Raw genomic sequence first — 24,886 nt, forward strand, 5'->3', positions numbered from 1 at the left:
GGACGAAATTCGAATCAAGGAAGAGTCGTCCAAAGCAACGTTGCCTTGGGATAGCTTCAAGCGCGCGAGACCCCGCTAAATGCTAGACGAGACAGCGCTGCTAGCCTGACTGGCTGGCGGGGACGCGCGAGAGAGTCCTCTCTGGCAGCCGGGTCGTTGATAAGGACCGGCCGACCTCCCTTAGCAGAGCGTATGCTTGCGCGACGCAATGCTGGATCAGCCATCGCTCGAAATCGACGGGCGCCAAGGCCGGGGCGTGCAGAAATCCCTGGACGACGTCGCATCCGAGTTCCGCCAGCAACCGGCGCTGGCCCTCGGTCTCGACACCCTCGGCCACTACGCTCATCTTCAGACTCTGGCCGACGCGAATCACCGCGGTGGTGATCGCCCGCGCGCCGGCATCGGTCTCGATATTATTCATGAAGCTGCGGTCGATCTTGAGCTCGCGGATCGGCAAATGCGCAAGCCGGCTAAGGCTTGAATATCCGGTGCCGAAATCGTCCAGCGAGAGCCCGACGCCGAGTTTCCGGACCTCATCCATGGTCCGGACCGCAGCCGAATTCTCGTCCAGAATTACCCCCTCGGTGATCTCGAGCATCAGGGTCTCGGGCGACAGGCCATTCTCCTGGATCGCGCCGGCCACCACTGTCGCGAGATTCGCATTGTGAAAGTTGAGCGGCGACAGATTGACCGACACGCAGGGGACGTCCAGCCCCGCATTGCGCCAGAGCGCGATCTGCCGGCACGCCTCACGCATCGACCAGATACCGATCTGTTCGATCAGCCCGCACTCTTCCGCAAGCGGAATAAACTTCGACGGCGGAACCTCGCCTAATACCGGATCGTACCAGCGCGCCAGCGCTTCGACGCCGTACAGCGCGCCTCCGTCGGTTCTGATCTGGGGCTGATAGTGCAGCTTCAGATGGCCTTGTGCGATGGCGCTCCGCAGCGCTGTGACGTAAGTCAGCCGCTGCTCGGCCATTACGTTCATATCGACGGTGAACACGCGGTGAGTGGACCGGCCGGCCTGCTTGGCCTTGTACATCGCGGCATCGGCATGCTTCATCAGCGAATCGATATCCGTCGCATTGTCCGGATAGACGCTGATCCCCATGCTGGCCGAGACCGGCACCGTGCGGCCGCCGAGACGCATCGGGACCGCCAGCACGTCAGTAATGCGGCGCGCGATCGTCGCGGCGCCCTCGGCATCGCAGTTCGACAACATCAGGATGAATTCGTCGCCACCCAATCGGCTGAGCACATCCCCTGGCCGGGTCTGGCCCATCAGGCGTTGGGTGACGCCGACCAGCAATTCGTCGCCGACCGAATGTCCGAGCGTGTCGTTCACGTCCTTGAAGTGGTCAAGATCAATGAAGATCAACGCAATGTGCTCGTCGGCCGGGCAATCCTCGATCGCCTGCTCGGTCAGTTGGCGCAGATGCGCGCGGTTGGGCAATCCTGTCAGCATGTCATGGTAGGCGAGGCGCGCAATCTGGTTGCGGGACTCCTCCCGCTCGATGGCCAGCGCGCAGAGATGAACGCAGGCGTCGACGATCTTCTGATGCCAATGGTTAGGTGCGCGCGCCTCCCTGAAATAGAACGCGAAAGTTCCGATCACGCGACCGTCTCTCGCCTTGATCGGCGAAGACCAGCACGCCCGCAGGCCGGCCGCGAGCGGCATATCCTTGTAGGGCAGCCATCGCGAATCGGTAGCGATGTCCTGCGCCAGAACAGGGACGCCGAGGGCCGCGGCCGCTCCGCATGAGCCGACGTCCGGACCGATCGCAAGGCCGTCAAGCGCCAGGCAATAGCCGGCCGGAAGATTCGGACCGGCTAAAGGATGAACCAAGCCATCGCCATCGACCCGCAACACCGACGATACGACGTCGGGCGCGATGATCTCCACCCTGCGGCACAGCATGTCGAAGACGTCACGGATCGGAGTTTCAAGGGCGAGCGCCTCGAGCACGTGGCGCTGCAACGACTGCAACTGCTTGCCTTCGGTGATATCGGTAAGCAGCATCACGAGGTTTTTGAGCTTGCCTTGTCCGTCGCTCACCGCGCTGATCGCAGCCGATACCCAGATCTCGCTGCCGGCCTTGGTATAGACCAGGATTTCCTCTTCCACATCATTGCCAAGCTCGGTCTGGCGGCGCAGCCGTTCCAGCGTCGCCTGATCGGTATATCTGCCGGCGAGCAGCTCACTCGGTAGTCGGCCGATCGACTCCGACGCGGTGTATCCGAAAACCCTGAAGAATGCTTCGTTGCCGTACGCGATCCGCCGTTCATGGTCGGTTACGATGACCATCCGCGTGGTTCTGGCGGCGACCAACGCATGGAGCGCCAGCGCTTCCCGCTGCCGCACCTCCACGGTGACATCGCGAACGAACCCCATATAGATGATCTCGTTGTCGATCGCGACGCGCGACATCGACAACGCTCCCCAGATCTCAACGCCGTCCTTGCGGGTGATCTTTACTTCGCGGCTCGTCCCGACGATACGGTTGACGCCGGTCGCGCGGTTCGCCTCGATGTATCCGTTGTGGTGCGCCTGGATATGCGCCGGCACGAGGCAACTGACATTGCGGCCGAGCACTTCGTCGCGAGAATACCCCCACAACCGCTCCGCGGCCGCATTGAAATGGGTGACATTGTTATTGCTATCGATGATCACGACAGCATCGATTGCCTGCTCAAGCGCCGCCAGAAGGAATTCCGGCGTCTCTCCGGAATTGTAACTATCGGTATGCATCGTAACGACCCATAGGTATCGATCGGCCGGCAAGCATCTTTGCCAACCGCGCACCAGGATAAGGAGGAGTATGATCAGCCCGCGGTGAAAGGCGACAAAATATCAGCGAGCAAAAAGTATTAGCGAGCATAATGTGGCATCGGTGGCTGAGCCGTTTCGCGGTCCTGAACGGCACATCAAGTGTATAATGTCCTTAAAATTCCAATAAGGAACCGAACACCCGGGACGTCCCGGCAGCGGTCCAGATTGCAGATGCTGCTGCTGACGTATCGGTGATTGCGCTACCGGGCCCGATCATCGATGCCGGCGCCCGCTAAACGGGCATTTGGCGAACGGATACGGCGTCGGACCATGCGCCGGCGCATATCCTTACTTGCCGGCAATCTTGGCCGCTTTGCAAACCTGACGCCGGACGCCCGGACTGCCATACCGGCCCTTGTCGCCATCGTAGCACGCACCCCCTGCAACACAGATTGACAACCTGCATCAATGCACCCGACCAGAGCCTTAAATCAAAGGCGCTATCAACTTGCGGCTGCAACCCTGTGTCATTGGTCCGGCAGAAGCCGACCTTTGCAATCGCGGAGCCGCTCATTTGTCACCGTTCGGCAATTTCCCGGAAGCAAGCGCCACCGCCCTGACCTGGATCGGCGCTCCGCTGACCATCGTGGCATTGATCGCAATCATCATTCGTATCGTAAAAACGCAACAACTTGCCCTGAGCGCATCCTCGCTCGCGCGCTCGAACATGTTGCTTCAGACCGTTCTTGAAAGCATGCCGCACGGAGTGTGCATGTTCGAATCGAACGGGGGCATCATCGTCAGCAACAAACACTATGGCGAAATGTACGGTCTTACTCCAGGACAGATAAAACCTGGTGCGAAGCTGACCGATATCGTCAATGCCCACATTAGCGCGGGCTTCTGTCCGCAGAATGCCGAAAGATATCAGGAGGACTGTCTGGCGGGAGCGGCTTCGCCTCATCCCAGTTATATCGTCAATGAGCTGGGCAACGGAGATGTGTATGCGATCAGCCGACAGCCGATTTCGAGTGGGGGGTTGATCGAAGTTCATCAGGACATCACTGATATTCGCATGACGGAAGCGTGGGCCGACGTCACCCGGCAAGAGCTGATCGAGATGCAGTTTGCTATCGATCAGTCGGTTATCGTCGCTGTCACAGACGTGCACGGGCGCATCACCTATGCGAATGATAATTTCTGCAAGATCAGTGGATATAGCCGGGAAGAGTTACTTGGACAAAACCATCGCTTGTTGAATTCAGGCCACCATCCCGAAGCCATGTTCCGCGATATGTATCGGCAGATCGCGGGGTGTGAGGTTTGGCGCGGCGAATTATGCAACAGGGCGAAGGATGGCTCACTCTATTGGGTCGATACGGTTATCACCGCGCAGCTCGGTTTGAACGGTAAACCGATCGCATATATCGCAATTCGTATTGACATCACATCGCGAAAGTCAGCAGAGGCCCGGATTTCCTATGCGGCCCGGCATGACTCCCTGACCGGTATAGCCAATCGCTCGGCTTTGCTGGAAAGGATGGACGAGGCTTCCGCCTGTCTGCGCCGGGGCGGAGACATTTTCACCATCTTCCTGTTGGATCTCGACGGATTCAAGTACGTCAACGATACGCTTGGACACTCAACCGGAGACCGGCTGCTCGCCGAGCTGGCACATCGCCTGAAGCGGTCTTTGCGCGAAACTGAATTCGTGGCGAGGTTGGGCGGCGACGAATTTGCCATTGTCCAGTCCGGCGAAACGGACCAGCGCGAAGGTGCCGTTGCTCTTGCGGCAAGACTGCTTGAGACCGTTTCGGAGCCTTTTGATCTGGACGGTCATCATGTGACGATTGGGACGAGCATCGGTATCGCGCTCGCTACGGACAACGGATCGGATAGCGGAGAGCTGTTGAAGCGGGCGGATCTCGCTCTCTATCGGGCAAAAGCCGAGGGGCGCAACAATTTCAGTTTCTTCGACGAAGAACTGAGCAAGGAATCCACATCTCGGCTCCAGCTCATCAGCGACATGCGCGCGGCATTGTCCAGAAGCGAATTCGAACTGCACTATCAACCGGTATTTGACGCCAAGACATCGCAACCGTGTGGCGTAGAAGCTCTGGTACGGTGGCGCCATCCAGTTATGGGCCTGATGTCGCCGGATCGCTTCATCTGGCTGGCCGAAGAGACCGGCCTTATGGAGCCGCTTGGGCAATGGATCCTTGAGAGAGCGTGCCTTGATGCAGCGTCATGGCCAGACACCATCAAGGTTGCGGTCAATCTATCCGTGGCGCAATTCCGAAGCGGAACGCTGTTTGACGTCATATTATGTGCGCTGGTGGAATCCGGGCTGCCTCCCGAAAGACTGGAACTGGAGATCACGGAAACCCTCCTGTTGCAGAACAAGCAAAGCCACAGCGTTATCATTCAGCAGCTCAAGAATATCGGCGTGACGATCGTACTCGACGATTTCGGAACGGGCTATGCTTCACTTAGTTACCTGACGATGTTTCCGTTCGACAAGATCAAGATCGACAAATCATTCACGCAAGGATTATCAAGCCGCGTCGATTGTGCGGCGGTCATAGCCTCGGTTCTCTCTCTCGCCCGCGGTCTGGATATCGCTGTGACTGCCGAGGGCGTCGAAACGAACGAGCAATTCGAACTATTGCGGGCGGCCGGAGTCGATCAGGTTCAAGGCTACTTGTTCGGCCGGCCGAGCCCCATGGCCGAGATCAATTTTCCGACGCTGGAGCGAACAGCACAGGCACGAGAGGCTGCTTGATCGCAGCCAGGCCATCCTGAAGGAAGCCGCTTTCGACAACTGATCACCAGAAAGGGAGATCATCATCGTGAACGCGCATGATAGCCTGATTGAGGAACTGGAAGATGTCGTTTCAAGTAATAACATCGGCCACCGCGCCAAGATGCTGAGGCAGGTGACGGACAGGCTTGTGGTGACATCCTGCAAGCTGTCCGACGAACAGATGGAACTGTTCGACGAAGTCCTGGACCGGCTCCTCGATGAAATTGACGTCACAGCGCGCGCCGCCTTCGGCGACCGCCTGGCAACATTTCCCGACGCCTCGCAAAATATCGTTCGCCGGCCGGCTCCGGACGATCCGGTCAGTCCTGCAATCTCATTGCGCCGAACGCCCGTCGGGCCCGTTACCGATACTCTCGATGAGCGGGGAAATAATGACATTATCTTGAACTCGGCCGGGGATTACGGCGCGGCGCTCTCTGAATTCGGCTGTTCCACGGCGGTTCAGCGGCCCACAGGAAACGACGAATTTACCGTGCTCTCCTGGATGCGCCCGGAGATTCCCAGGCAACAGTTTCTGAAACTGCTCGCCGAAGCCTCGGAATCGGTGAAACTTCAGTTGACCATAAAGGAGCCATGCAAGGCCGCATTGGTCGCGGAAACAGTGGCAGCGGCCTCAAGCCGAATTCAAGCGCGGACACGAGAAACCTCCGCCCGCCATGCGATGGCACATTTTCGTGTCAGGACTCTGTATGAGACCGGCGAACTCGGCGAATCCATGTTGGCCGAATTCGCGAATAACATGCAGTTCGATGAGGCCGTCATTGCGCTATCGCATATTAGCGATCTGCCAATCAGCCTGGTTGAGCGAGCATTCGGAAACGAGCGTTCAGACCAGATCATCGTTCTGGCAAGAGCCGAGGAGATGTCGTGGGATACGACAAAAGCAATTCTCATGCTTCAAAACAGGAAGCGAAATTCGGTGCAGAAACACGACATATCTTTCGAAACTTTCATACGGCTAAGGGTGGAAACGGCGAAAAAAGCTGTCAGCTTTTATCGGCTGCGGGCGCGCGCAATGATACAGCGCTCCAAATAATCAAAATTCACGCGGTCAAACCGCAATGAATTAATGCAATGCGGAGGCAACCGATCGGCTAATCCAGAGATCCGATACGTCTCAACTTCTCGAGATTGAAAACCTGAAGGACGCCTGAAGATAACTCGATAATGCCTTGATCCCGAAAATGACCTATCACGCGGCTAACGTGAACCGGTGTAAGTCCGACCGCGTCGGCGATGTGCTGCTGGCGCAGCGGCAAATGGTAGCGCTGCTCGCGTATCACGCTTCGGGCCGCAATTCGCTGCATGAGGTGCAGGAATAGATAAGCAACGCGCTCTTCGGCTGACCGTTGACCGAGCGCAATCACCAATTCATCCGCCATATAAATCTCGGCAACGCTCAATTTGGCGAGAGCCCGGATCATTCGGAGATCAGCGACGCATCTTGCCTGGACTTCGCTGCGGCTAAATCCGCTGAGCCGCGCTTCTGTCAAGGCCTGCGCAGAGAAATTGGGCCGCTCTTCAAATACCGTAGCGGTGGAGAAAAGATCTCCAGGCAGCAGGAAATTCAGTATCTGCCTCCGGCCGTTCGATAGCTGAAAGAACCGAAACGCCCAGCCATCGCACAGCACGAATACATCCTCCGCGGCTTGATTGCGCACGATGATCTGCTCACCCGGGCGGGCTGACCGGTAGTGCTGCCAATTCGGTTGTTGTTCTGATTGGGTCTCTTCGGAGGACTTTAATAGCGCGCCACAAAATCCAAGTTTTCGATTTGGACACGTTACGCAGGGCCAGCTCATCCGCATCAAGTACTCTTATCCGTAAATTAACAAACGACCGAAATAAGTAACGCAGATTACGGAAATTTTTCCAATAAGTTTTTCATGACGCGCCGGCTCTGACGCCGGACAGGAAAAAAACATTCCCGCGGTGTCCCACCAGGCAATATGAGCGCTGTTTTCTGCCGAAACTTGATGGAGATTAACAATCTGCATTAAGCCAGGCCTGCTGCCCGTTAACGTAACATCGATAAAAAGCAAAGCAGTACTTGGAGAATATAACGGCGGAAAATTTGAGTTTGTCATTGCTGTTTTGCGAACTGTCGCTCGTTAGTTGTCGCCCGCCGAGATGCAACTGGAGGACAAGAGATGGCTGCAACTGCATCCGCGTTGACGACGGAGGCTGGAGCGATCGATGCCGCTCGTGATCGCGAGATCCGAATGCGATTTATGCGCATTGATGACCGAACCGGCGAATTGTTACGTGAATTATGGACGACCGTAGAACCGGGATTGCCGGATATTTTAGAGGGCTTCTATCAACATATCACCAGAGAGCCTCAGCTCGCACGCATCATCGGCAGTGATATTCCGCGCCTCAAGTCTGCGCAGGGGTCGCACTGGCGCCGGCTTTTCAACGGCCGCTTCGACAACGAATATCTGCAGGGCGTTCGCACGATCGGGCTTATTCATAACAAGATCGGGTTGGAGCCGCGCTGGTACATCGGCGGCTACAATTTCGTCCTGAGCCGCCTTGCGGTCCTTGCCACCGACAAATATCGCTGGAAGCGAGAGCATCTCTCGGACGTTCTGACGGCGCTGAACTGCGCCGTGATGCTGGACATGGATATCGCGATTTCTGTCTACCAGGAGGCGATGCTCGCGGAGCGTCAAAGTCAGCAGAGCAAAATTGCCGCAGCGATCGACGAGTTCGATGGCCAAATGAAGGTGGTGCTCAAGGCCGTCAGCGGATCGGGGGCTCAACTGCAAGGCGTCGCCAATGCTCTGGCGGCAAGCGCCGAGAAGTCAACCTACCAGGCGACGTCCGTCGCTGCTGCGTCGGAAGAAGCGTCTGAAAATGTACAGGCCGTCGCCGCTGCAACCGAGGAACTGACGTCCTCAGTCAATGAAATTTGCCGCCAAGTCACCGAGACCACCAAGGCTACGCGCGATGCGGTTGCGCAGGCCGATCGGTCCGGCGCCACGATGCAAAGCCTCGCGGAGGCGGCGCAGCGAATCGGAGACGTCGTCAAGTTGATATCGTCGGTCGCAGGGCAAACCAATCTGCTCGCCCTCAATGCAACGATCGAGGCGGCACGGGCAGGCGAAGCCGGCAGGGGCTTTGCTGTAGTTGCACAGGAGGTTAAAGCGCTCGCCGCTCAAACTGCAATGGCAACCGAGGAGATCAGCCGGCAGATTCTTGCCATTCAGGAGGCGACCAAGGAATCCGTCAGTTCAATACAGGGGATTGGCGCGACCATCGCAACGGTGAACGAGATCGCGGCAGCCACGGCGGCGGCTGTCGAGGAACAAGGCACCGCGACCGCCGAAATTGCGCGCAATATCCAGGAAGCTGCGCGAGGCACCCGGGAGGTTTCGCGTAATGTCAGCGAAGTAAGCCAGGTCGCGAGCGAAACTGGCCACACCGCAACCTCGCTATTGTCAGCAGCCAACGAACTCTCGCAACAATCAGACACGCTCCGCAGTCAGATCGAGGATTTTTTCAGTGCAATCCGGGCTGCTTGAGGCAGACAACTGAACAGCGCCGGTGTCAGAACAAATTGGTCAACACAACAAGCCTATACCGGACCGTGTCGTGACGGCTGGGTCCATTCGCGATACGTGAAAGCCATTGCCGAATAATGCGCAAGGCTGCCAACTGAAGGCGCGGCCAAAAGCTCGTTTTCCGTCCAATCGGAAGCATGGGCCATCAAACCGCCCGCGTCAGGAACAGTTGAGAAATAAGAACTTTCGTCCGGTATGGCGGAGAGGGTGACCCGCCTCCCTACAGATCATCATCTACCATGCGCAGTCGTCCGCGTTCAGGAAATGGCCACGCCGAAGGCGCAATCCGCCAATTGCAGCGTCGTCGATCTTCAGCGTCACGCCCTTGGCCAGCGCAAGACCGAACGGCATCAGCAGCGCACCATCGAGTCGACCGTCGGCGCCATTGCGAAATTAGACGGTGAGGACCGCCTGATTGTTCTGCGTATTGGACTGCTACTGGTCTGGTGGACAAAGCCGAACCTCACGCTGCGGCGCTTTCAAACGCCCGGGATTGATGCCGCCGAGATGGCTGTGGCGGCGGATTCAGCCACTCCAATTGGAGTGGCTGAAGGCCACGATCTCGATGTCTCCCAATCAGAACGGCCAGTTCAACCGCGCATTTGCAGTCCAGACGCCGTAATTCGCGCCGAGACCACCATATTCGCCGCCGAGCGCCACAGTGCCGCCACCTGCGATCGGCACATTGACACCGCCGGTGACCCGGCCCGACCAGCCATCGCTGAGACCGACAAAGGCCACGCCCACGGGCACGCTATTGTTTGTCGAGAACCGCCAGTCGCCATAGAAGCCGAGATACGGCGTAACTCCGGACCAGCCCGGCATCGGGGCGAGTGCCCGTCCCCCTAGTGCAACGCGGCCGGTGGAAAAATTCCGCGCGTCATGCAAGGCACCGAGCGTATCGGTGTATCCGGTCTGATGCTCCCACAGAGCGAAGACATCCACCGACGGTTCGAGAATGAAAGCCGCAACGCGGTGGCTACCCGTCAGACCGGTCGAAACCAACCAGCGCGAACCATCGAAACTGCCGGCCGCCGTTCCCGCGGAAGCATCATAGCCGAGGCCGGTCCACCCGATCATGCCCTTCCAACGCAAGGTCGGCGTGACCTGCCAGCCGGCATAGCTGCCAATGGTACCGCCATTCCCTTTCAGGTTGCCGGTGAGCGATGCGATGTCGTAGTTGAAGTTCTCGTAGCCGGCGAAGGCGCCGACAACGAGATCGGAACGAAGCCGGTAGGTGATGCCGCCGGTGGCGTTTATCTGCGTCCCGTTGAGCGCGCGGGTATCCGATCGATCGAAGCCGGAGCCGCGAACATCGGCCCATGTGCTCCACTGCGACGCGAACACCGAAGGCTTGCGCGGCGCTTTGGTGAAAGCGACATAGCCGAGCGAAGCAAAGGCTTCATCGGCGCGACGGGCGACGGGCGAGCGGTCTTCGGCAAAACTCAGCGAAGTCGCGGACACGAACTTGAAGCCTAGTCTAGCGGTCTCGTCGACAACCGGCACCTGCCCCTTGGCGATCATGCTGTCGTATAACGCCAGCCCCTCATCATATTTGCTATAGTAGCCAGCCACGAGACTCGCTGGCAAACTGCGGTCGTCGCGACCGCTGGGTTTGACACCATGTAGTTGCGCACTCGCATATTGCTCGGCAAATTCCTCGCGGCTCATGGTGACCGATGACGTGCCGGACGATCCGCCCGTAGACGCCGTTCCGCTCAATGACGAATCGATCGCGCTGTTGACCGAACCGCTGATATTCGAGCCCGACGTGCTCGACACCACCGTCGACCCCTGCGTCTGCACCGAGGTCAGCTTCTGGCTATCGTTGCCGCCGGTGCTGCCAGCAGCCGACACACAGCTCCACGTGTAGCTGGGCGAGGGATCGGTCAGCCCGCCGATGACCGTGAATGTCGCAGTCGTATTGGCAGGGACCGTATAGGTCCGGGCACCCTGGACAGGGGCGTCCGTAATCAGCACGGCACCCGCCGTCGTGTTCTGGAGGCCTATGCTGGTGAACGCACCGAACCCGGTCAACGACACCGTGATGACATCGCCAGCGGAAAAACCCGTTCCGCTTGTATTGCCGCTGATCAAGCCGCCGACCGCTGAACCCCGGAGCGCGGTACATCCCGCGGATGCCAAAGCCGCGCTTGGCGTCGCAACGATCAATCCGAAAGCGGCTGCAATTCCGATTCCGCTGCGTCGTCCCCAATTCCCACAAGCAACCTTACGAAGACCTGCAGAACCACAAGCCACACTCAGCATTCCCACAGACGCCCCCACGCCACTCCACGACTCGAACCGAGTCGTGGAGTAAACGGTAAAGGCATTGAGTTCCCGGTTCCATGAGATAGTTCCAGCCGAAGGAGGTCATCCACCGATTTTTTCGCGAAATGCACAATCGCGCCTTGACTCACAACGAAAGTTAAGCAGGGCCACGACATGTCGTTGAAGGCGATTGCAAACACACCATGCAACTCTCTCCCGGCTGCGCCGAGGTCGGCGCAGAACATCAGACCGACGATGATGACTATTTCTGCAAGTTGATTGGTATGTCTCGCGCGCGCGTATGCTCACCGCCGTCATGCCGGTAGAGAACACGCCCCACTGGCAGCATAAGGCGAGCGACAGCACTTCCTGGAACGAGCCCGAGGGGCCTTGGCGCCTCGGCTGGAAAGAATTTTTCGATATGTCGTGTCGCGAGATCGCTTTACGTAATCCGATGACCGGGGAGTTGCATCGCGCCTATGTTCCAGTCGGTAGCGCACCCCTACTGTGAAGCCCACAATGGCAAGGTAACGAAAGGCTGCTTGTCTGAGATGGCTCGGTATGCATCAACGCTAAAATCTGAAATACAAGCAAATTGCACGACTAAAGAATTCACCGACTTTTTTGGTAACCGATATGCATTTCTCGGCGCCAATCCTGAGCGAGACAAAGACGATGGAGAATCACACGCCCGCTACCTCCTGAAAGATTTGGGAACCGGAGAAACTTCCAACGGGTCGAACTCGACCGGCTATTTTACGAATAGTGCGCTCTTTTCGGCCTTGTGCCCACGAGCAGCACCTGCAGATTGGTAAGGTAGATACGGCTAGAAGGTTCGTTCTCGTGCGATCGAAAGCATGGCCCGGATATGGGCCATAGAACAGCCAGTTTCAGGAAGCGCTGGGAAACAAAGACTTTTCGTCCTGTATGGCGGAGAGAGTGGGACTCAGCCCCTTCTGGGCCCGGAATCCCCTTCTTTACAAGTTTATCCTTCAAATCAAGCGGTTCTTGATCGGCCGGTGCTACACCGAGGTGCTCCACCATGCCGAGTTTCAGGATGCCTACCCCCATCACCCGACCGACGTCTGATTTCTATTGGATCCGCAAGAAGGTCCCGCTCGACCTGCGTCCCCTGGTCGGCAAGACCGAGATCTGGGCCAGCCTCGGCACCAAGGACGAGCGGCAGGCCAACATCAAGATCGGCGCCGTCAACGCCGCCATCGAGGCCGACTGGGCCCGCCTCCGCGCCACCGCGGTCCGGATGCCGGAGTCCGAGGCGCCGCTCGTGCCCGAGCCCTTCAAGCTCACCCATCAGGACCTCCATGCCCTGCGTCGCGACGAGCACCTGCGGATCCGCAACCGTTGGATGCCCGAACCGCCGACCGGCTTCGCCAGGCTCAGGATGTCGTCGGGCGGCGACGAGGAATCGCTGCTGCTCGACGCCGTCGACCTGCTGGAGAGCGGCGGCTACGAGGCCTCGCCCGGCAACGTCGAGCGTCTCGTCCCGCTCCTGATCCAGGCGAGACGGGAAGCCGCCTCGGACGTCGAGCATGCCCGGGTCGGCGATTACGACAGGATCGCGGATCTGACCAAGATTCCGGAGCGGACCACGCCGGCGCTCGACTTCGTCGCCGGCTTCGAGGAATACGCCGCGAAAGGCGGCCTGAGAGGCGGCAGCGCCGGACGCACCGCGACGCGCTGGCGCTCGAAGGTGAAGGAGTTCTGCGACTTCGTCGGTCACCGCGACCTCAAGAAGATGAAGACGTCCGACGGCTACGACTGGGTCGACCGCCTGATCGAGAAGGACGTCGCCCGCGACAGCATCCGCAAGGTCTGGATCGCGGCGCTTTCCGCCACCGCTGGATTTCTGGTCGAACGGCGCAAGCTCGACCAGAATCCGTTTCTCGGGATCCGCGTCCGCGACAGGGACGAGTCCGAAGCCGACCAGGGGGAGCAGCAGCCGGAACAGGCCCCGCCACGGAAGGCCTTCACCCCGCAGGAAGCCAGGAAGATCCTGACGGCCACGCTCGTGGCGCCGAGCGAGTACATCTCGATCGAGATGGCCGCTGCCCGTCGTTGGCTGCCATGGCTGTGCGCCTATAGCGGCGCCCGGGTCAACGAGCTGACCAGTCTCCGGCCGGAGGACATCGTGCCCTACGGGATCAAGCTCTGGGCGATGAGGATCAAGCCGTCGCTGGAGAAGACGAAGACCTGGCGCGTCGTCCCGATCCACTCTCACATCATCGAGCAGGGAGCCGAGGGGCAGCGCTTCCTCGACTACGTAGCGGCCCGCGCCAAACTGAAGAAACCGCTGTTCTACGATCCGGAGCGCCGCCGGGACGGGACCGTGAGGCACCCGCAATTCCACAAGGTCGCGGAACGGATCTGCACTTGGGTGCACGGGCTTGGCATTGCCTACGACGTGAAGCCGAATCACGGCTGGCGCCATTTGTTCAAGAGCGTGGCGCGACACGTGCAGATGGACCGCGAGGTCGAGGGATTCATCACCGGCCACCGCCCCAAGGATTCGAACGCAGGCAACGACTACGGGGAGCCCTGGATCGAGACGATGGCGGCTGAGATCGAGAAGTATCCGCGCTACGAGATCGAGGCCTTGAACCACCCGCCCGTCCCGCACAAGCGGCGCCGGCGCGCCGACTTCGACGTCGCCCTCGCGAAGGCCGAGAAGCAGAAGCGCAAGGCGGCACGCGCACCGCGTGGATAGGGCCATCGGCTGGATGACCGGACTTTTCAAACCTCGACGCGACCGGAAGACGGGCGCTGGTCGCGGCAGACGGGGAGAAATATCCGGCGAGCGGCGTTCGACGTCTATAGGCGCGCGAAACAAGGCTTCGATCAGGCGACCGTTGGAGCTTGCTGCGCTCCGAGATAGACCTTCGGAGTCACGGCATGCGGCCGGAAACGGAATGGTCTGGCGCCGGATGTTCGCCGCTACCGAAAAGACTGCAGCAGGACGTCAGGTAAATTTGGGAGAATGAAATGAGAGTTCTGGTCATCGATCCATATCGGCACGACATCGTCGAAAGAGACATTCCGAAATCCTTGAAGGGCATTCAGGACGTCGTCCATGGACGCATCCAGTATGTCACCCGGCTCCGCAATGGAGACGTCTTGTACGTCAACGAGGACGCGTTGGGTCGGTTCGACGCGCATTTCGCGCTCGACAAGGGCGAAGCACTTCCTGGGTTCGGCGTGGTGGTCGGAAGCTCGGGCCCGGAACGCGATGAGGGCCCGGCGCGCTCGTCCGTGGACGAACTGAGGGCTCGCATCCGCTATCTCGCTCCGTTCATCGGCGCGGCAGATGGCCAGTTCGCTGTAGGCCAACACACAGGTCTTGCCGTGCCCGGAGCCGGAGCAAACGGTGCAGCCGTGATTTTCATAGGAGGAAATGTTTCGCCGCAAAGCATGGTGGTTCTTGCCGAACTCTCGAAGCCGAGCGTTCGCGAAATCGAGACCTTCGAAACCGGCAAGGTCCGGGTCGCGGTCGCGCGGAGGGACAGTGCGACGATCCTGACCTGGCGCTTCGTCCGACCGGCGGACGGCAAAAGTCTCTGGTTCGAGACCCCATTTCATATCGGAATCCAGGAGGCTGGAACGAGATACCTGCTGCCTCGCGAAACCGCAGACCACGGAAGAATGGTACGCATGGTTCTCCAGGACGAACGCACCAACTGCCGCGTAAGCCGAACCTGCGTCATCCCCCCCGAAGCCAGTTATGCCGTTGAAGAGGCCGTGGTCGATCAGGTCATCGATGCGGCTACCGACCCCGCCTTCCATGACTCATACCAGGTCGCGCTGCAGCGATACTTCGCCGAAACACCTACGCCGAGTTCGGGTTTTGAGCAGGCATCGAATTGCCTACCGACCCCCTAACTCCCTTCGTCTGTGGCGATGGTCTCGAGATGTACGGTAGTTTCTCAAGGCCATGGCGGGCGGCGCATGGACAGACCGCCCGACGACCTCCTCTAATTGTTCTCCACAGAAAACGCGATGGCCCCTACGTCGGAGCGGACCGGCGTGGAACGGCGCAGCGCCGGATGCGACAAATCCGTCGGGGCTTCGTGACCTTGCGTAACTGGCGGGCCTCCCTGCCGACGAGAGCCCGATCGCTGATCATGGTCGTCGGGAAGCCGTCGTGCCATCGGCGAGCTTGTGAGCACCACGATCTTCCCGTCGACAAGCCGAATTGCCTCGCGTCATAAGAGGCCGAGAGAGGCTCGTATTGATTGGGAGGAGTTGAGATGACAGAGGTTTCCGCCGAATTGAGTCCCACCACGCTGAAGTTGTTTCTCTACGTCGCCGGCGAGGCGAAGCACTGGGACGGAACGCCGCCCATCGAGGGTCTGATCCCCTTCTCGCATGAGGACAAGGGTCGCTTCACGCATTTGAAGAAGTTGGGCCTGCTCTTCGTGGACGAGGTCGACCGCGACAATCACCAGATCCGCTTCACTCGCAAAGGCTCCGCGCTCGCCGCGCAACATGGCGTCAAGCTCCTGTAGAGCAGCCGATCTCTCGCGGATTATTTTCGCCGACAGCCACGCGCAGCAGCCGCCGCTCAGGACTTCGTTGTGGAAGACGGCTCCGAGGCGGAGCTTGTGGTGCCATCGGCAACCAAGCGTTTCTGGTTCACGAACAAAGTTGATCTAAAGATGGTACGTCATCCCTGCGACGGCTTGATGAGGGCGGAGACCAAGGCCTTCGAGGCGATCGCGATCAACCTGAAGCCTCGTTGCTCGGTCGGGACGCTCACCCGTCTCGTCGAGCGGGGCCTCATCGTGAGGCAGGAAAGGCGCATCGCGTTCGGCGACGGTCTGCCGGCTGCCATCGTCGACGAATATTACGTGCCGCTGCCCATCCATATCCAGTTCTGCGAGTGGGCAGCCGATCATTCTCCCCGCCCGCCTTAACGCGATCCGCCCGCGTCTCCGCTCACGATGGTGCGCGTCGCAGATGTTCGCGTGCCAATTCAACAGAGGTCGATATGACGTCCTTCGACAAGTCCAAGTTCACGTTCTACGGCGGCTACCTCGAGTACGAGAAGCGCTTCGTCGCCAGATTCAAATACGCTCGCGCGAATGCCGCCGGCTTCAGGGCGTTCCTGATCAAGAATTTCGAGGTCGAGGAGTACTTCGCGCGCCATCAGGCGGGCGAGGCGCCGCTCCATATCCTGGAGTCGAAGGGTTACGTCTTGGGGCATATCCGCAAGTGGCTGATCGAGGCGGGACTGCCGCCCACGCCGGAAGGATGGCGGGAGTTTTCGCGGCTGAAGGCCCTGTGCAGGGCAGAGCAGATTGCCGGGCGGAATGGAGAGGACCAGGCAGGTGGCTGACTGCGGACGCGCTCCGATCGGTGGGCTGCTCTGAGGGCCTAGGTGCGGTTCGCCTCGAGGCACGGCAGATTGCTGATCAAGCATCCCTCCGGTGCCGACGGTGCAGGACATGTGGATGATCAGCGAGGTCGCCAGGAGGAAAAGCGGCCTGCCTGAGAGCTTGCCGTTTGCATCCGGCTGGCGTCAGGACGATCATCCCTGGAATTCGAAGTCGCGCGCCGGAACGACGAAAAGAGGATTCAGCCACGTCCGGTCGTGAACGACCATCTGGGTCGACAGGATAATCCGCCTCGCGAGGGCCGGCGTGCGAATGAAGCGAGACCGGAGCCGACCGACCATGAAATTCAGTGCTCCCCACGGTACTCCAACCGCATTGCCGGCATAGAGTCCGTCGACCATGGTGCTGAGCGACCATGCCGTATCGAGATGTCTTCTCGTCTCGAAGGCGTAGGTGCGCGCCGCGGCCACCGCATCCTGCTGGCGGAAGAACGCGTTGCACAGCTTGAGCGCCGATATCGCCGCGACACTAGCGCCCAGACCGAACGCGGGGTTGGTCTTCATTTGAGCGTCGCCTATCGCGAAGTAAGGGATGCTCATCGTCCGACCATTCGCCGCACGACGATAGTACGCTTCGCCGAAACGATATCCGTGCGTATCGGAGATCTGCCGCCACCCGCCCGCCATCTCCACCGCGACGTCGGGTGCGAAGGCCGAGAAGGACGCCGACAGCGGAATCTCTCGGACGTTTCTCCGCGTCGAACGCCATCCCAACGAAATCTGGCCCGTATCTTCGTCGCAGACCATCACCTGCCCGCCCAGTCTTCCCTGTGGAGGCGGTGTGTTGAAGACGAGAAGCCCGGGGCGACGATCCGGATCCGGCGGCAGTGCAAAGTGCGCCGAAACGATTTCGATGCCGACCTGTTGGGCGAGACGCTCGAAAGGAAGGTTGACACCCTGCAGTCCGGGCCAGTTTCGTTCCCGCCCCGAGGCATCGATGACGGCATCGAAGACCGGCTCGCGACAGCCCGACAACGTCAGCCGTCCGTCGGAGCATGGCACGATATCGGTGATCTTCGCTTCCTGTAGAGCGACGTTCGGCAGTCTCCGGACGCGATCCCACAATTCGGCCTCGATCGTGGGACGCTGCACGAGCAGCATCTCGTATTCCGAGCGCAGCTTGGGAGTCCGAGCACCCTCTTCCACGTAACTGACGTCTTGCAGGGGATCGCAAGCCCGGGCGCCCGCGGCGACGAGTCTGGCGACGATGCCCGGGCACAACGTTTCGATGGCTATGGTGCCGCCGGCAAGCAGAGCGTGACAGAAGACATCCTGTGGCAGCGGCTTTCGCAGGCGCGAGGCGCGGTCGACCCCTGCCTTATCGAAGATTTCGATACGGCTTCCGGACGGTCCTACGGCCAGTGCGGCCATCAACCCTGCCACGCCACGGCCGATCACCGCAACCTTGGTTTGCCGACTAGTCGAGGCTATCTTTGCGCCAAGCAGCATATCCGACTCCTTCGGGAGCGAGATTGCATGCATAGCCAGACTGCACGAGGACGAGTTATCGCCATGCCCAGGCCGCGACTGCCGATCGATAGGCTGCCTGAGCCGCACGTCTTCCAGATGATGTCCGAAATCTACGAACGCCGATCGGCGGAAGTGACCGCAGGTCGGCACGTTATAGAAACGGAAGATTTCCTAAGCAAATTCATATCTTTGGATGAGAGGCAGTGGCGTCGATGGGTCAACGGCGAGTCGTTCATGAAACGCGACAGCTTCGACCCCTTGATCGCCAGCCTCTACCCTACCCCGATTGAGCAGGCGCGACTGCAAGACAAGTATCTCGAGTACGAATTCGGGGTCAGGGGCGCTTCCAGGACCAAGCGATCCGACCATTCCCGCAGACGAATCCAGCCCTACGAGCGCGAATTCTTCGAAAGGTTCTTGGCCGAGAAGGGAATCGCAGTCTCGGACCTGAAGGATCGGTTCGTCTTCGGCAGGGTGGCGAAGGAATTGCTGGACTACAGAAGCCGTGAAGACGGACTGATGTTCGGAGTCCACGCCGGCGAGGTCCTTGCGCTTCTGATCCGGAACGGGACCGTCCCGTCTTCGGGTACGATCGAAAGCGAACGTCAACTCGCCGTCGTGATGTACTACGCGGCCTTGAATGCCGACCACGAAGACAACGAGCACGCTCACAAGCTTCTGATGAAGCAGATGGAGACGCAGTTCGGGCCACTCCGCGACGACCCTTTCCTCCTCTACATGCGGACGAGTTTCCCGAACATCTTCTACGGGCAGTACGACCGGATCTGGCGTCCTGTCGGACCGGAAAGCCGCTCAAGGCTTCGCGCGCTCGTCCGCTCCTACGAAGAATCGCTCGGATACGCTGTAGCTTTCGACGCATCCGACAACCCTATCCAGGATTTCGGGATCACCAATCTTGTCTCGTCCGCAGACTACAATGCACAGCGGACCAAGGCGTTCGTCGACGATATCGATCGGAAGAGACTGATCGAACAACTCGAAACGATCGATGCCAAGGATCTCGACGCGGGAAGCCCAGTGCATATGAGGATGCATAACGTTCTCGGGCTTGCAGACGCGTACATTCGCGGGAATCAGTCGGCTCAGGCACAAGAGCTTCTGACCGATCTCATAGACAGGGCGACTGTGTCGCGACAGTTCTCGCGCTTTCAACTTGCGAGAGCCCACTACAAGCGAGCGCTGGCGGCATATCTTTCGGCGACGGACCTTCCTCCGTCCGTCAGCGAAAAGATCCTGTCGAAGGCAATAGACGACCTCACGGTCGCGAAAAAAATCTACGGGCCAGTCGGCAACGAGATCCTGGAGTCAGACGTCATGCGGCGTATTGCGATGATCCTGGAATTGCGCGCGAAGGGCTGAATACCGACCGTCACCGACGCAACCGCACACCCTCCCCTGTCCCGGGCCCTGCGAATACGAACTCGACGCCTAATTCGTCCTCCATTCTTGTTCGCAACTCCTGAAGGACGCGGACACGCCTCGCGTCCATGGGCACGGCATCCATGGTTTCGATCAGGCCAAGGGTCTTCTTGGAAATCCCGGTCTTCGCCGCAAGCATCGCTTGGTCGTAACCAAGGAGCGCTCGAGCCGCCTTTACCAGCGTCGGCGTCAATAGCTCGCTCAAGACCACCTCCTTAACCCCGCATTAACCAACCTAGCACGTTCGGTGGTTTAAAACCACCAAACTTCTTGCAGTCCTCCTTCAGATCCGTATTATGTGATTTATCACATGGACAGGAAGAGAGACACGTTGATGAGCAAGACCACGAACTACCGGCACTACATCGCGAGCGACAAATGGCGCAATTCGCCGGCGCGGCTCGCCGAACTCGCGGCATCGAAGGACCGCTGTCGCCTTTGTTTCGAAAAGGGCACCGCCGCGGCTCCGCTCGAGGCCCATCACGCCACTTACGAACGCATCGGCGACGAGGCGATCGGCGACCTCACCGCGCTCTGTCACCGATGCCACGTCGAGGTGACGTCGATGCTGCGTCGCCGTCGCTATCAGCGCCGTCGCCCGCGTCGCGCCGACGTTCTGCGCCTTCGCGATACCCGTCATTCGTTCATCGATCCCACCCGTCACTAGGAGAACCATCATGGACATCGAGACCATCCGACTGCGTATCACCGGCACGAAACGCCTCGTCATGCACAACGGCCGTCTGGCCGACCCGTTGGATCCGATCACGAAGGACTTGGCCCGGCTCACCTCGAAGCGGTCGAAGACCGAGGCCGACCATCAGGAGATCAGCCGTGTCGAATGGTTCGGCGGACTGTGGTTGCACGACGGCAAGCCCTGCATTCCCGCCGAGGCCCTGATGGCGACGTTCGTGCAGGCGGCAAAGACCCGCAAGAAGGGCGAGGAGGCCAAGGTCGGCCTCATCGTCGATCACCACGCCGCGGTCGACTACGACGGCCCGACCGATCTCGACAAGCTCTGGGAGGACAAGAAGTTCAGGCTGCGCGTCGGCGTGAAGGTCCGCAACGCGCGCACGATGCGCACACGCCCGTGCTTTGACCATTGGAGCGCGGAATACACGGCCCACTACTTCCCGAGCCTCTTCGATCGTCAGTTGGTCGTCGACCTCTACAAGGTCGCCGGCTTCATGAAGGGCTTGGGCGACTGGCGGCCCCAGCACGGCAATTTCTCGGTGGAAATCATCGAGTAGCGAGCTCCCACAGGCGGGGCGTGGCCCGGCGAGGCATGGCGCGGTCCGGCGTGGCGAGGCGAGGTGGAGAACCCAACCGTTCTCCCGACCGGTGGAGAGCTCCGTTCGAGCTCTCCACCACCATCAAAACCAAACCAGTCCTAGCGTCGCGAACACTTTTCGCGCAGCCGGTCGACATCGACCATGGAGATCAAGATGACAGTCAATGCGAACAGGCGCAGCGCGATGGCCTCCAACAAAGTTCCGGTCGCGCCGGGCCGCTCGCCCGTCACGTGGTGGCGAAGCATCGCGGCGCCGAACTTCCACGTCATGGTGCTGGGCGCGATGCAGGCGGCGGTGGAGAGGGTCGAGATGCTGGACGAACCCCTCTGGCGCGAGGCCGTCGCCGGCGACGCCACCGCCGCCGCCGCCATGGCGCTCCTCATCGACTTTCGGACGGTATGGCCGGGCAAACTCGATCTGGTCATGACCGCGCTCGTCATCAACGCCTGCGACGGCGATGCGGCCGCCTGCGTCGTGCTCTCGAACGTCATCCGCCGCGTTCCCGGGGCGGGCAAGCGCGAAGCCCGGATCGCCACCTCTTGGCTCATGCGAGCCTTTCGTCCGTTCGCTGACCGTCATGAATCCCTCCGAGGCTGAGATGAAACTCCAGATCATGAGCGACCTGCATATCGATTATCCGGGCAGCCGCAGCATCCCGCGACTGGCGCCGGGCGTGGACGCGGTCGTCGTCGCCGGCGACACGTGCCAAGGTCTCGTCCAGTCGATCGAGCGTCTGCGTCGCACCTATCCGTCACCGACGGAGATCGTCATGGTCGCCGGAAATCACGAACTTTGGTCGAACAAGCTGTCGTTCGACGAACACTTCGACGCAGGTCATGCCGCCGCAGACATGCATCGCGTCCATCTCCTAGAGAATGCGGCGCAGATAGTGCGGGGCGTGCGGTTTCTGGGAGCGACGCTCTGGACCAGCTACGATCTGTACGGTCCCGACGTGCGGGATGCCGCCATGCATGCCGCCGGAGCTCAAATGCTCGACCACAAGCGCATCAAATGGTCGCGCGACCCGTGGAAACGTTTCCGTCCGACCGAAGCGCGCATCCTGCATCAAAAATCGCGCATGTTCTTCGAGGAAGAGTTGGCGAGGCCGCACGCAGGCCCGTCGGTTTGCATATCGCATCACGCCATGACGATGGACGCCATCGCGCCCACGCACCAGCGCAGCGTTCTGTCGGCCGCCTACGCCTCGGAGATGCAACCCATGATCGACCGCTTCCAACCGGACCTGGTCGTCACCGGTCACACCCATCATAGCATTGATCTCAGACGGGGCCGGACCCGCATGATCTCGAACCCCGCGGGATACGCGGGCGAGAACCGGCAATTCGATCCCGCCTTCGTGGTCGATCTGGCCGGCTGACGCCTTGAACAACGCCTCACAACTCAAAGGTTCACGAGCCGCACGATGACCGAAGATCCATCCGACCAGAACGGAAATGCAGATGCCGGCGACACCGTCGCGCCGTCGTCGGCCGGTTCGCCGTCCGCGGAGGCCGGCGGCGAAGACGCCGCTCGCGCCGCCGAAGTGCTGGCGGACGAGACGTCCCCCGCCACAGACGTTTCGGACAAGAAGGTCTCGCGCTGGAATTCGTTGCGCGCCGGATGCGACGACGAAGTAGGCGTTGACGAACAGGAAGACGCCGAATGCGATGGCGAAGACGGCGTTTCGATGCCTAGGAATACGCAAAGCGCCCGCGAAGCTCTCGTTCTGGCGGCCATGAACGCCGCACTCACGCCGGAACTAGAGGCAAAGCTGGTCGCCACCACCGCAATCGCCCTCGTGATCTCGGTCCAGTCCACCGGACTCTTGGGGCCTCTCAGGAACTACTTCGAGAGGGGTGGTCTCGGTCGAAAGTGGACGTGTTTCGCGCGGGACGGCTCGGATCGCCGCGTCGACAAGCCATCGGTGGGCAACGACACGGTCGCGACCGCGCTCGCCACCGGGGGGTCCGTGGTCGGCATCGCGACAACGCCGGATCAGGTGCTGCGGTGTGCTTCCCGATAAAGAGGGTCTAAAGCTGAATTTCATTCGAAAAAGCAGTGTGTTAGCGTAGATAAGAGGCTCAGGAGGAGTCACCCGGTACATGGGATGGTACACGAATTAGGGTCGCAGATTCCTGACTGTCTTGAACGAAAGCGAATGAGACGACCTTCGACATCCTGCTTTGCGCAGGGATCGCCCATGGTGAAGGTGCCGGCGGATATTGAGTGCGCCGGAAGAGGCCGTCTGGCCGCGTGAACCACTGCGAAGAATGCGAGTTGTGGGACAAATGGCCGGCGGATGGCAAACGAGCCGCTTTTTCACGAAAAGCCGCGTGGACGGGGGCGGCGGCTCATCGTGCAAGGCGATGACGACCGTGGATGTGAACGCAAGGTTGAATATCGGCTCACGACTTCGCCTTGATTGAAACGGCGCGATACGCGACAACCAACCGATGAGCGGGAGGGCCCTAGCCCAGTGGCGAAGTTCGCGGACGTGATCGTAGTCGTGCCGGGCCTCATCGGCTCCGTGCTGTCGAAGGACAAAAAGGATCTCTGGGGAACGTCGCCGGGCGCGCTGTGGCGGACCATCGCAGGAGGAGCCATCGATCGACTCGCTCTGCAAGGTCTGGACGACGAAAGAGACGATCTCGGTGACGGGGTCGAGGCCACATCGCTCGTCGAGAACGTGGAGATGATACCGGGGCTGTGGAAGCAGGGCGGCTACTCGATCCTCGACAGGAAACTGGTCGCCGGCATGAGCCTCGACCGCGGCGAGAACTACTTTGAATTTCCCTACGACTGGCGTCGCAGCAACAGGGTCTCGGCGCGGAAACTAACGGCTTGCGTCCGCAAATGGCTGGCGGCCTGGAAGGAGAAAAGCGGCAACCAAGACGCTAAAGTCGTCTTTGTTGTTCACTCCATGGGTGGCCTAGTCGCTCGGTATCACATCGAATGCCTCGACGGCTGGAAGACGACGCGTTCCCTGATCAGCTTCGGCACGCCTTACAGAGGCTCGGGCAACGCGCTCGGCTTCATTTGCAACGGGTTTGCGTGGAACATCGGGCCGCTCAAGGCCTTCGACGGAACGAACGCCATCCGCTCCTTTGATTCCGTCTATCAGTTGCTCCCGACGTATCCCTTCGTCGACGCCGGCGAATCGCAGCTAAAGCGCGTGTCAGAGCTCGACCTTCCCAACCTCGACCGGAGCCGGGCGACACGCGCCCGCGCATTCCACGACGAGATCGCCGAGGCGCAGGAGCGCAACAGGACGGTGAGCGGATACGCAACGACCGTCAGGCCGATAGTCGGCATCGAACAGCCCACCTTCCAGTCTGCGAAGCTCGCTGGCGGGACGCTTTCGCTTCTGACCAGCTACGAGGGCGAGGACACCAAGGGTGATCAGACCGTCCCGCGCGTCTCGGCTATCCCATACGAAGTCGGCCAGGAGGCCGCGGTCTACATCGCCAACACGCATTCTGCGCTTCAGAGTGATCAAACGTCCGACGCCCAACTACGCGGAATTCTGACGGAACCCACGATCGATCTGCGTAGGTTCAGGGCGGATACGATTCAACTTGGCAGGATCGGCCTGCATGTGGACGATGCCTATTCCTCCACGAGACCCATCGTCATCGAGGCGACGGCCAGCATCTACGTCCAGAAAATCAAGGCATCGGTCTGCCGCCTGGATGCCCCCGGCGAAATTAGCATCGTGCTCTGGCACTCGGAGGGTCGATACAAGAAGGATCTGACGCTGCCGGCCGGCCTGTACCGCGTGGAAACGCAAGAAGAAGGGTTGCATCCGGCAAGTGACGTCTTCTTGGTTGCGGACGAGTGAAATGG

At 60.0% G+C, this 24,886-nt stretch carries 20 protein-coding genes and 1 pseudogene; 15 read left to right on the plus strand and 6 right to left on the minus strand.

The features are described from left to right. Window positions 1-100 precede the first annotated feature (100 nt). Complete coding sequence (locus HB676_RS22265) at window positions 101-2,752, minus strand: EAL domain-containing protein (protein WP_213740399.1); 2,652 nt, start codon at window positions 2,750-2,752, stop codon at window positions 101-103. A 595-nt stretch (window positions 2,753-3,347) separates the two neighbouring features. Here HB676_RS22265 and HB676_RS22270 point away from each other — a divergent pair. Further along, entirely contained in the window at window positions 3,348-5,555 is a 2,208-nt protein-coding gene (locus tag HB676_RS22270; protein WP_213740401.1) for an EAL domain-containing protein, read from the plus strand. Window positions 5,556-5,622: 67 nt separating this feature from the next. Continuing rightward, complete coding sequence (locus HB676_RS22275) at window positions 5,623-6,633, plus strand: DUF2336 domain-containing protein (protein WP_213740403.1); 1,011 nt, start codon at window positions 5,623-5,625, stop codon at window positions 6,631-6,633. Window positions 6,634-6,691: 58 nt separating this feature from the next. On the opposite strand, the gene HB676_RS22280 is transcribed toward HB676_RS22275, so the two are convergent. Further along, complete coding sequence (locus tag HB676_RS22280) at window positions 6,692-7,405, minus strand: Crp/Fnr family transcriptional regulator (RefSeq protein ID WP_249780395.1); 714 nt, start codon at window positions 7,403-7,405, stop codon at window positions 6,692-6,694. 342 nt (window positions 7,406-7,747) lie between these two features. Between HB676_RS22280 and HB676_RS22285 the strand changes: the two genes are divergently transcribed. Then, entirely contained in the window at window positions 7,748-9,124 is a 1,377-nt protein-coding gene (locus HB676_RS22285) for a globin-coupled sensor protein (RefSeq protein WP_213740405.1), read from the plus strand. Window positions 9,125-9,457: 333 nt separating this feature from the next. Here the strand turns inward: HB676_RS22285 and HB676_RS33905 are convergent. Both HB676_RS33905 and HB676_RS22290 read right to left on the minus strand, forming a co-directional pair. Then, window positions 9,458-9,604: pseudogene (locus tag HB676_RS33905) on the minus strand (invasion associated locus B family protein); the annotation flags it as partial. 135 nt (window positions 9,605-9,739) lie between these two features. Next, complete coding sequence (locus HB676_RS22290) at window positions 9,740-11,335, minus strand: autotransporter outer membrane beta-barrel domain-containing protein (protein WP_249780396.1); 1,596 nt, start codon at window positions 11,333-11,335, stop codon at window positions 9,740-9,742. Window positions 11,336-12,491: 1,156 nt separating this feature from the next. On the opposite strand from HB676_RS22290, the gene HB676_RS22295 reads away from it, so the two are divergent. The 5 genes from HB676_RS22295 to HB676_RS22315 all read left to right on the plus strand — a co-directional run bounded on the left by HB676_RS22295 (window position 12,492) and on the right by HB676_RS22315 (window position 16,784). Then, entirely contained in the window at window positions 12,492-14,159 is a 1,668-nt protein-coding gene (locus HB676_RS22295; protein WP_213740407.1) for a DUF6538 domain-containing protein, read from the plus strand. A gap of 275 nt (window positions 14,160-14,434) precedes the next feature. After that, complete coding sequence (locus tag HB676_RS22300; RefSeq protein WP_213740409.1) at window positions 14,435-15,328, plus strand: hypothetical protein; 894 nt, start codon at window positions 14,435-14,437, stop codon at window positions 15,326-15,328. Between the two features lie 368 nt (window positions 15,329-15,696). Next, window positions 15,697-15,954 carry a hypothetical protein gene (locus HB676_RS22305; RefSeq protein WP_213740411.1) on the plus strand — a complete coding sequence of 86 codons (258 nt, stop codon included), beginning with the start codon at window positions 15,697-15,699 and terminating at the stop codon, window positions 15,952-15,954. A 69-nt stretch (window positions 15,955-16,023) separates the two neighbouring features. Further along, window positions 16,024-16,362, plus strand: coding sequence for a hypothetical protein (locus tag HB676_RS22310; protein WP_213740413.1), 339 nt, complete (start codon window positions 16,024-16,026; stop codon window positions 16,360-16,362). 74 nt (window positions 16,363-16,436) lie between these two features. Next, window positions 16,437-16,784, plus strand: a complete 348-nt coding sequence (locus tag HB676_RS22315; protein WP_213740415.1) for a hypothetical protein — start codon at window positions 16,437-16,439, stop codon at window positions 16,782-16,784. Window positions 16,785-16,976: 192 nt separating this feature from the next. Here the strand turns inward: HB676_RS22315 and HB676_RS22320 are convergent, their stop codons facing one another. Then, on the minus strand, window positions 16,977-18,212 hold the full coding sequence (locus HB676_RS22320) for a hypothetical protein (RefSeq protein ID WP_213740417.1): 1,236 nt from the start codon (window positions 18,210-18,212) through the stop codon (window positions 16,977-16,979). A 141-nt stretch (window positions 18,213-18,353) separates the two neighbouring features. On the opposite strand from HB676_RS22320, the gene HB676_RS22325 reads away from it, so the two are divergent. Beyond that, entirely contained in the window at window positions 18,354-19,691 is a 1,338-nt protein-coding gene (locus HB676_RS22325) for a hypothetical protein (protein ID WP_213740419.1), read from the plus strand. Window positions 19,692-19,701: 10 nt separating this feature from the next. Here the strand turns inward: HB676_RS22325 and HB676_RS22330 are convergent, their stop codons facing one another. Next, on the minus strand, window positions 19,702-19,962 hold the full coding sequence (locus tag HB676_RS22330; RefSeq protein WP_346347404.1) for a helix-turn-helix domain-containing protein: 261 nt from the start codon (window positions 19,960-19,962) through the stop codon (window positions 19,702-19,704). A 123-nt stretch (window positions 19,963-20,085) separates the two neighbouring features. Here HB676_RS22330 and HB676_RS22335 point away from each other — a divergent pair, with 123 nt between their 5' ends. The 6 genes from HB676_RS22335 to HB676_RS22360 all read left to right on the plus strand — a co-directional run bounded on the left by HB676_RS22335 (window position 20,086) and on the right by HB676_RS22360 (window position 24,881). Further along, window positions 20,086-20,418: a hypothetical protein gene (locus tag HB676_RS22335; RefSeq protein ID WP_213740421.1), complete on the plus strand. Its 333-nt coding sequence runs from the start codon at window positions 20,086-20,088 to the stop codon at window positions 20,416-20,418. Between the two features lie 10 nt (window positions 20,419-20,428). After that, window positions 20,429-21,001, plus strand: a complete 573-nt coding sequence (locus HB676_RS22340; RefSeq protein WP_213740423.1) for a hypothetical protein — start codon at window positions 20,429-20,431, stop codon at window positions 20,999-21,001. 183 nt (window positions 21,002-21,184) lie between these two features. After that, the gene (locus HB676_RS22345) at window positions 21,185-21,640 is read left to right on the plus strand and encodes a hypothetical protein (RefSeq protein ID WP_213740425.1); all 456 of its coding nucleotides are present in this window, start codon (window positions 21,185-21,187) and stop codon (window positions 21,638-21,640) included. A gap of 1 nt (window position 21,641) precedes the next feature. Beyond that, a complete protein-coding gene (locus tag HB676_RS22350; protein WP_213740427.1) occupies window positions 21,642-22,421 on the plus strand; it encodes a metallophosphoesterase in 780 nt (259 codons plus the stop codon). A gap of 45 nt (window positions 22,422-22,466) precedes the next feature. Then, a complete protein-coding gene (locus tag HB676_RS22355; RefSeq protein WP_213740429.1) occupies window positions 22,467-23,066 on the plus strand; it encodes a hypothetical protein in 600 nt (199 codons plus the stop codon). 453 nt (window positions 23,067-23,519) lie between these two features. After that, window positions 23,520-24,881, plus strand: coding sequence for a hypothetical protein (locus tag HB676_RS22360; RefSeq protein ID WP_213740431.1), 1,362 nt, complete (start codon window positions 23,520-23,522; stop codon window positions 24,879-24,881). The last annotated feature ends 5 nt before the right edge of the window (window positions 24,882-24,886 follow it).

The sequence above is a fragment of the Bradyrhizobium sp. dw_411 genome (assembly GCF_018449695.1).
Lineage (GTDB): Bacteria > Pseudomonadota > Alphaproteobacteria > Rhizobiales > Xanthobacteraceae > Bradyrhizobium.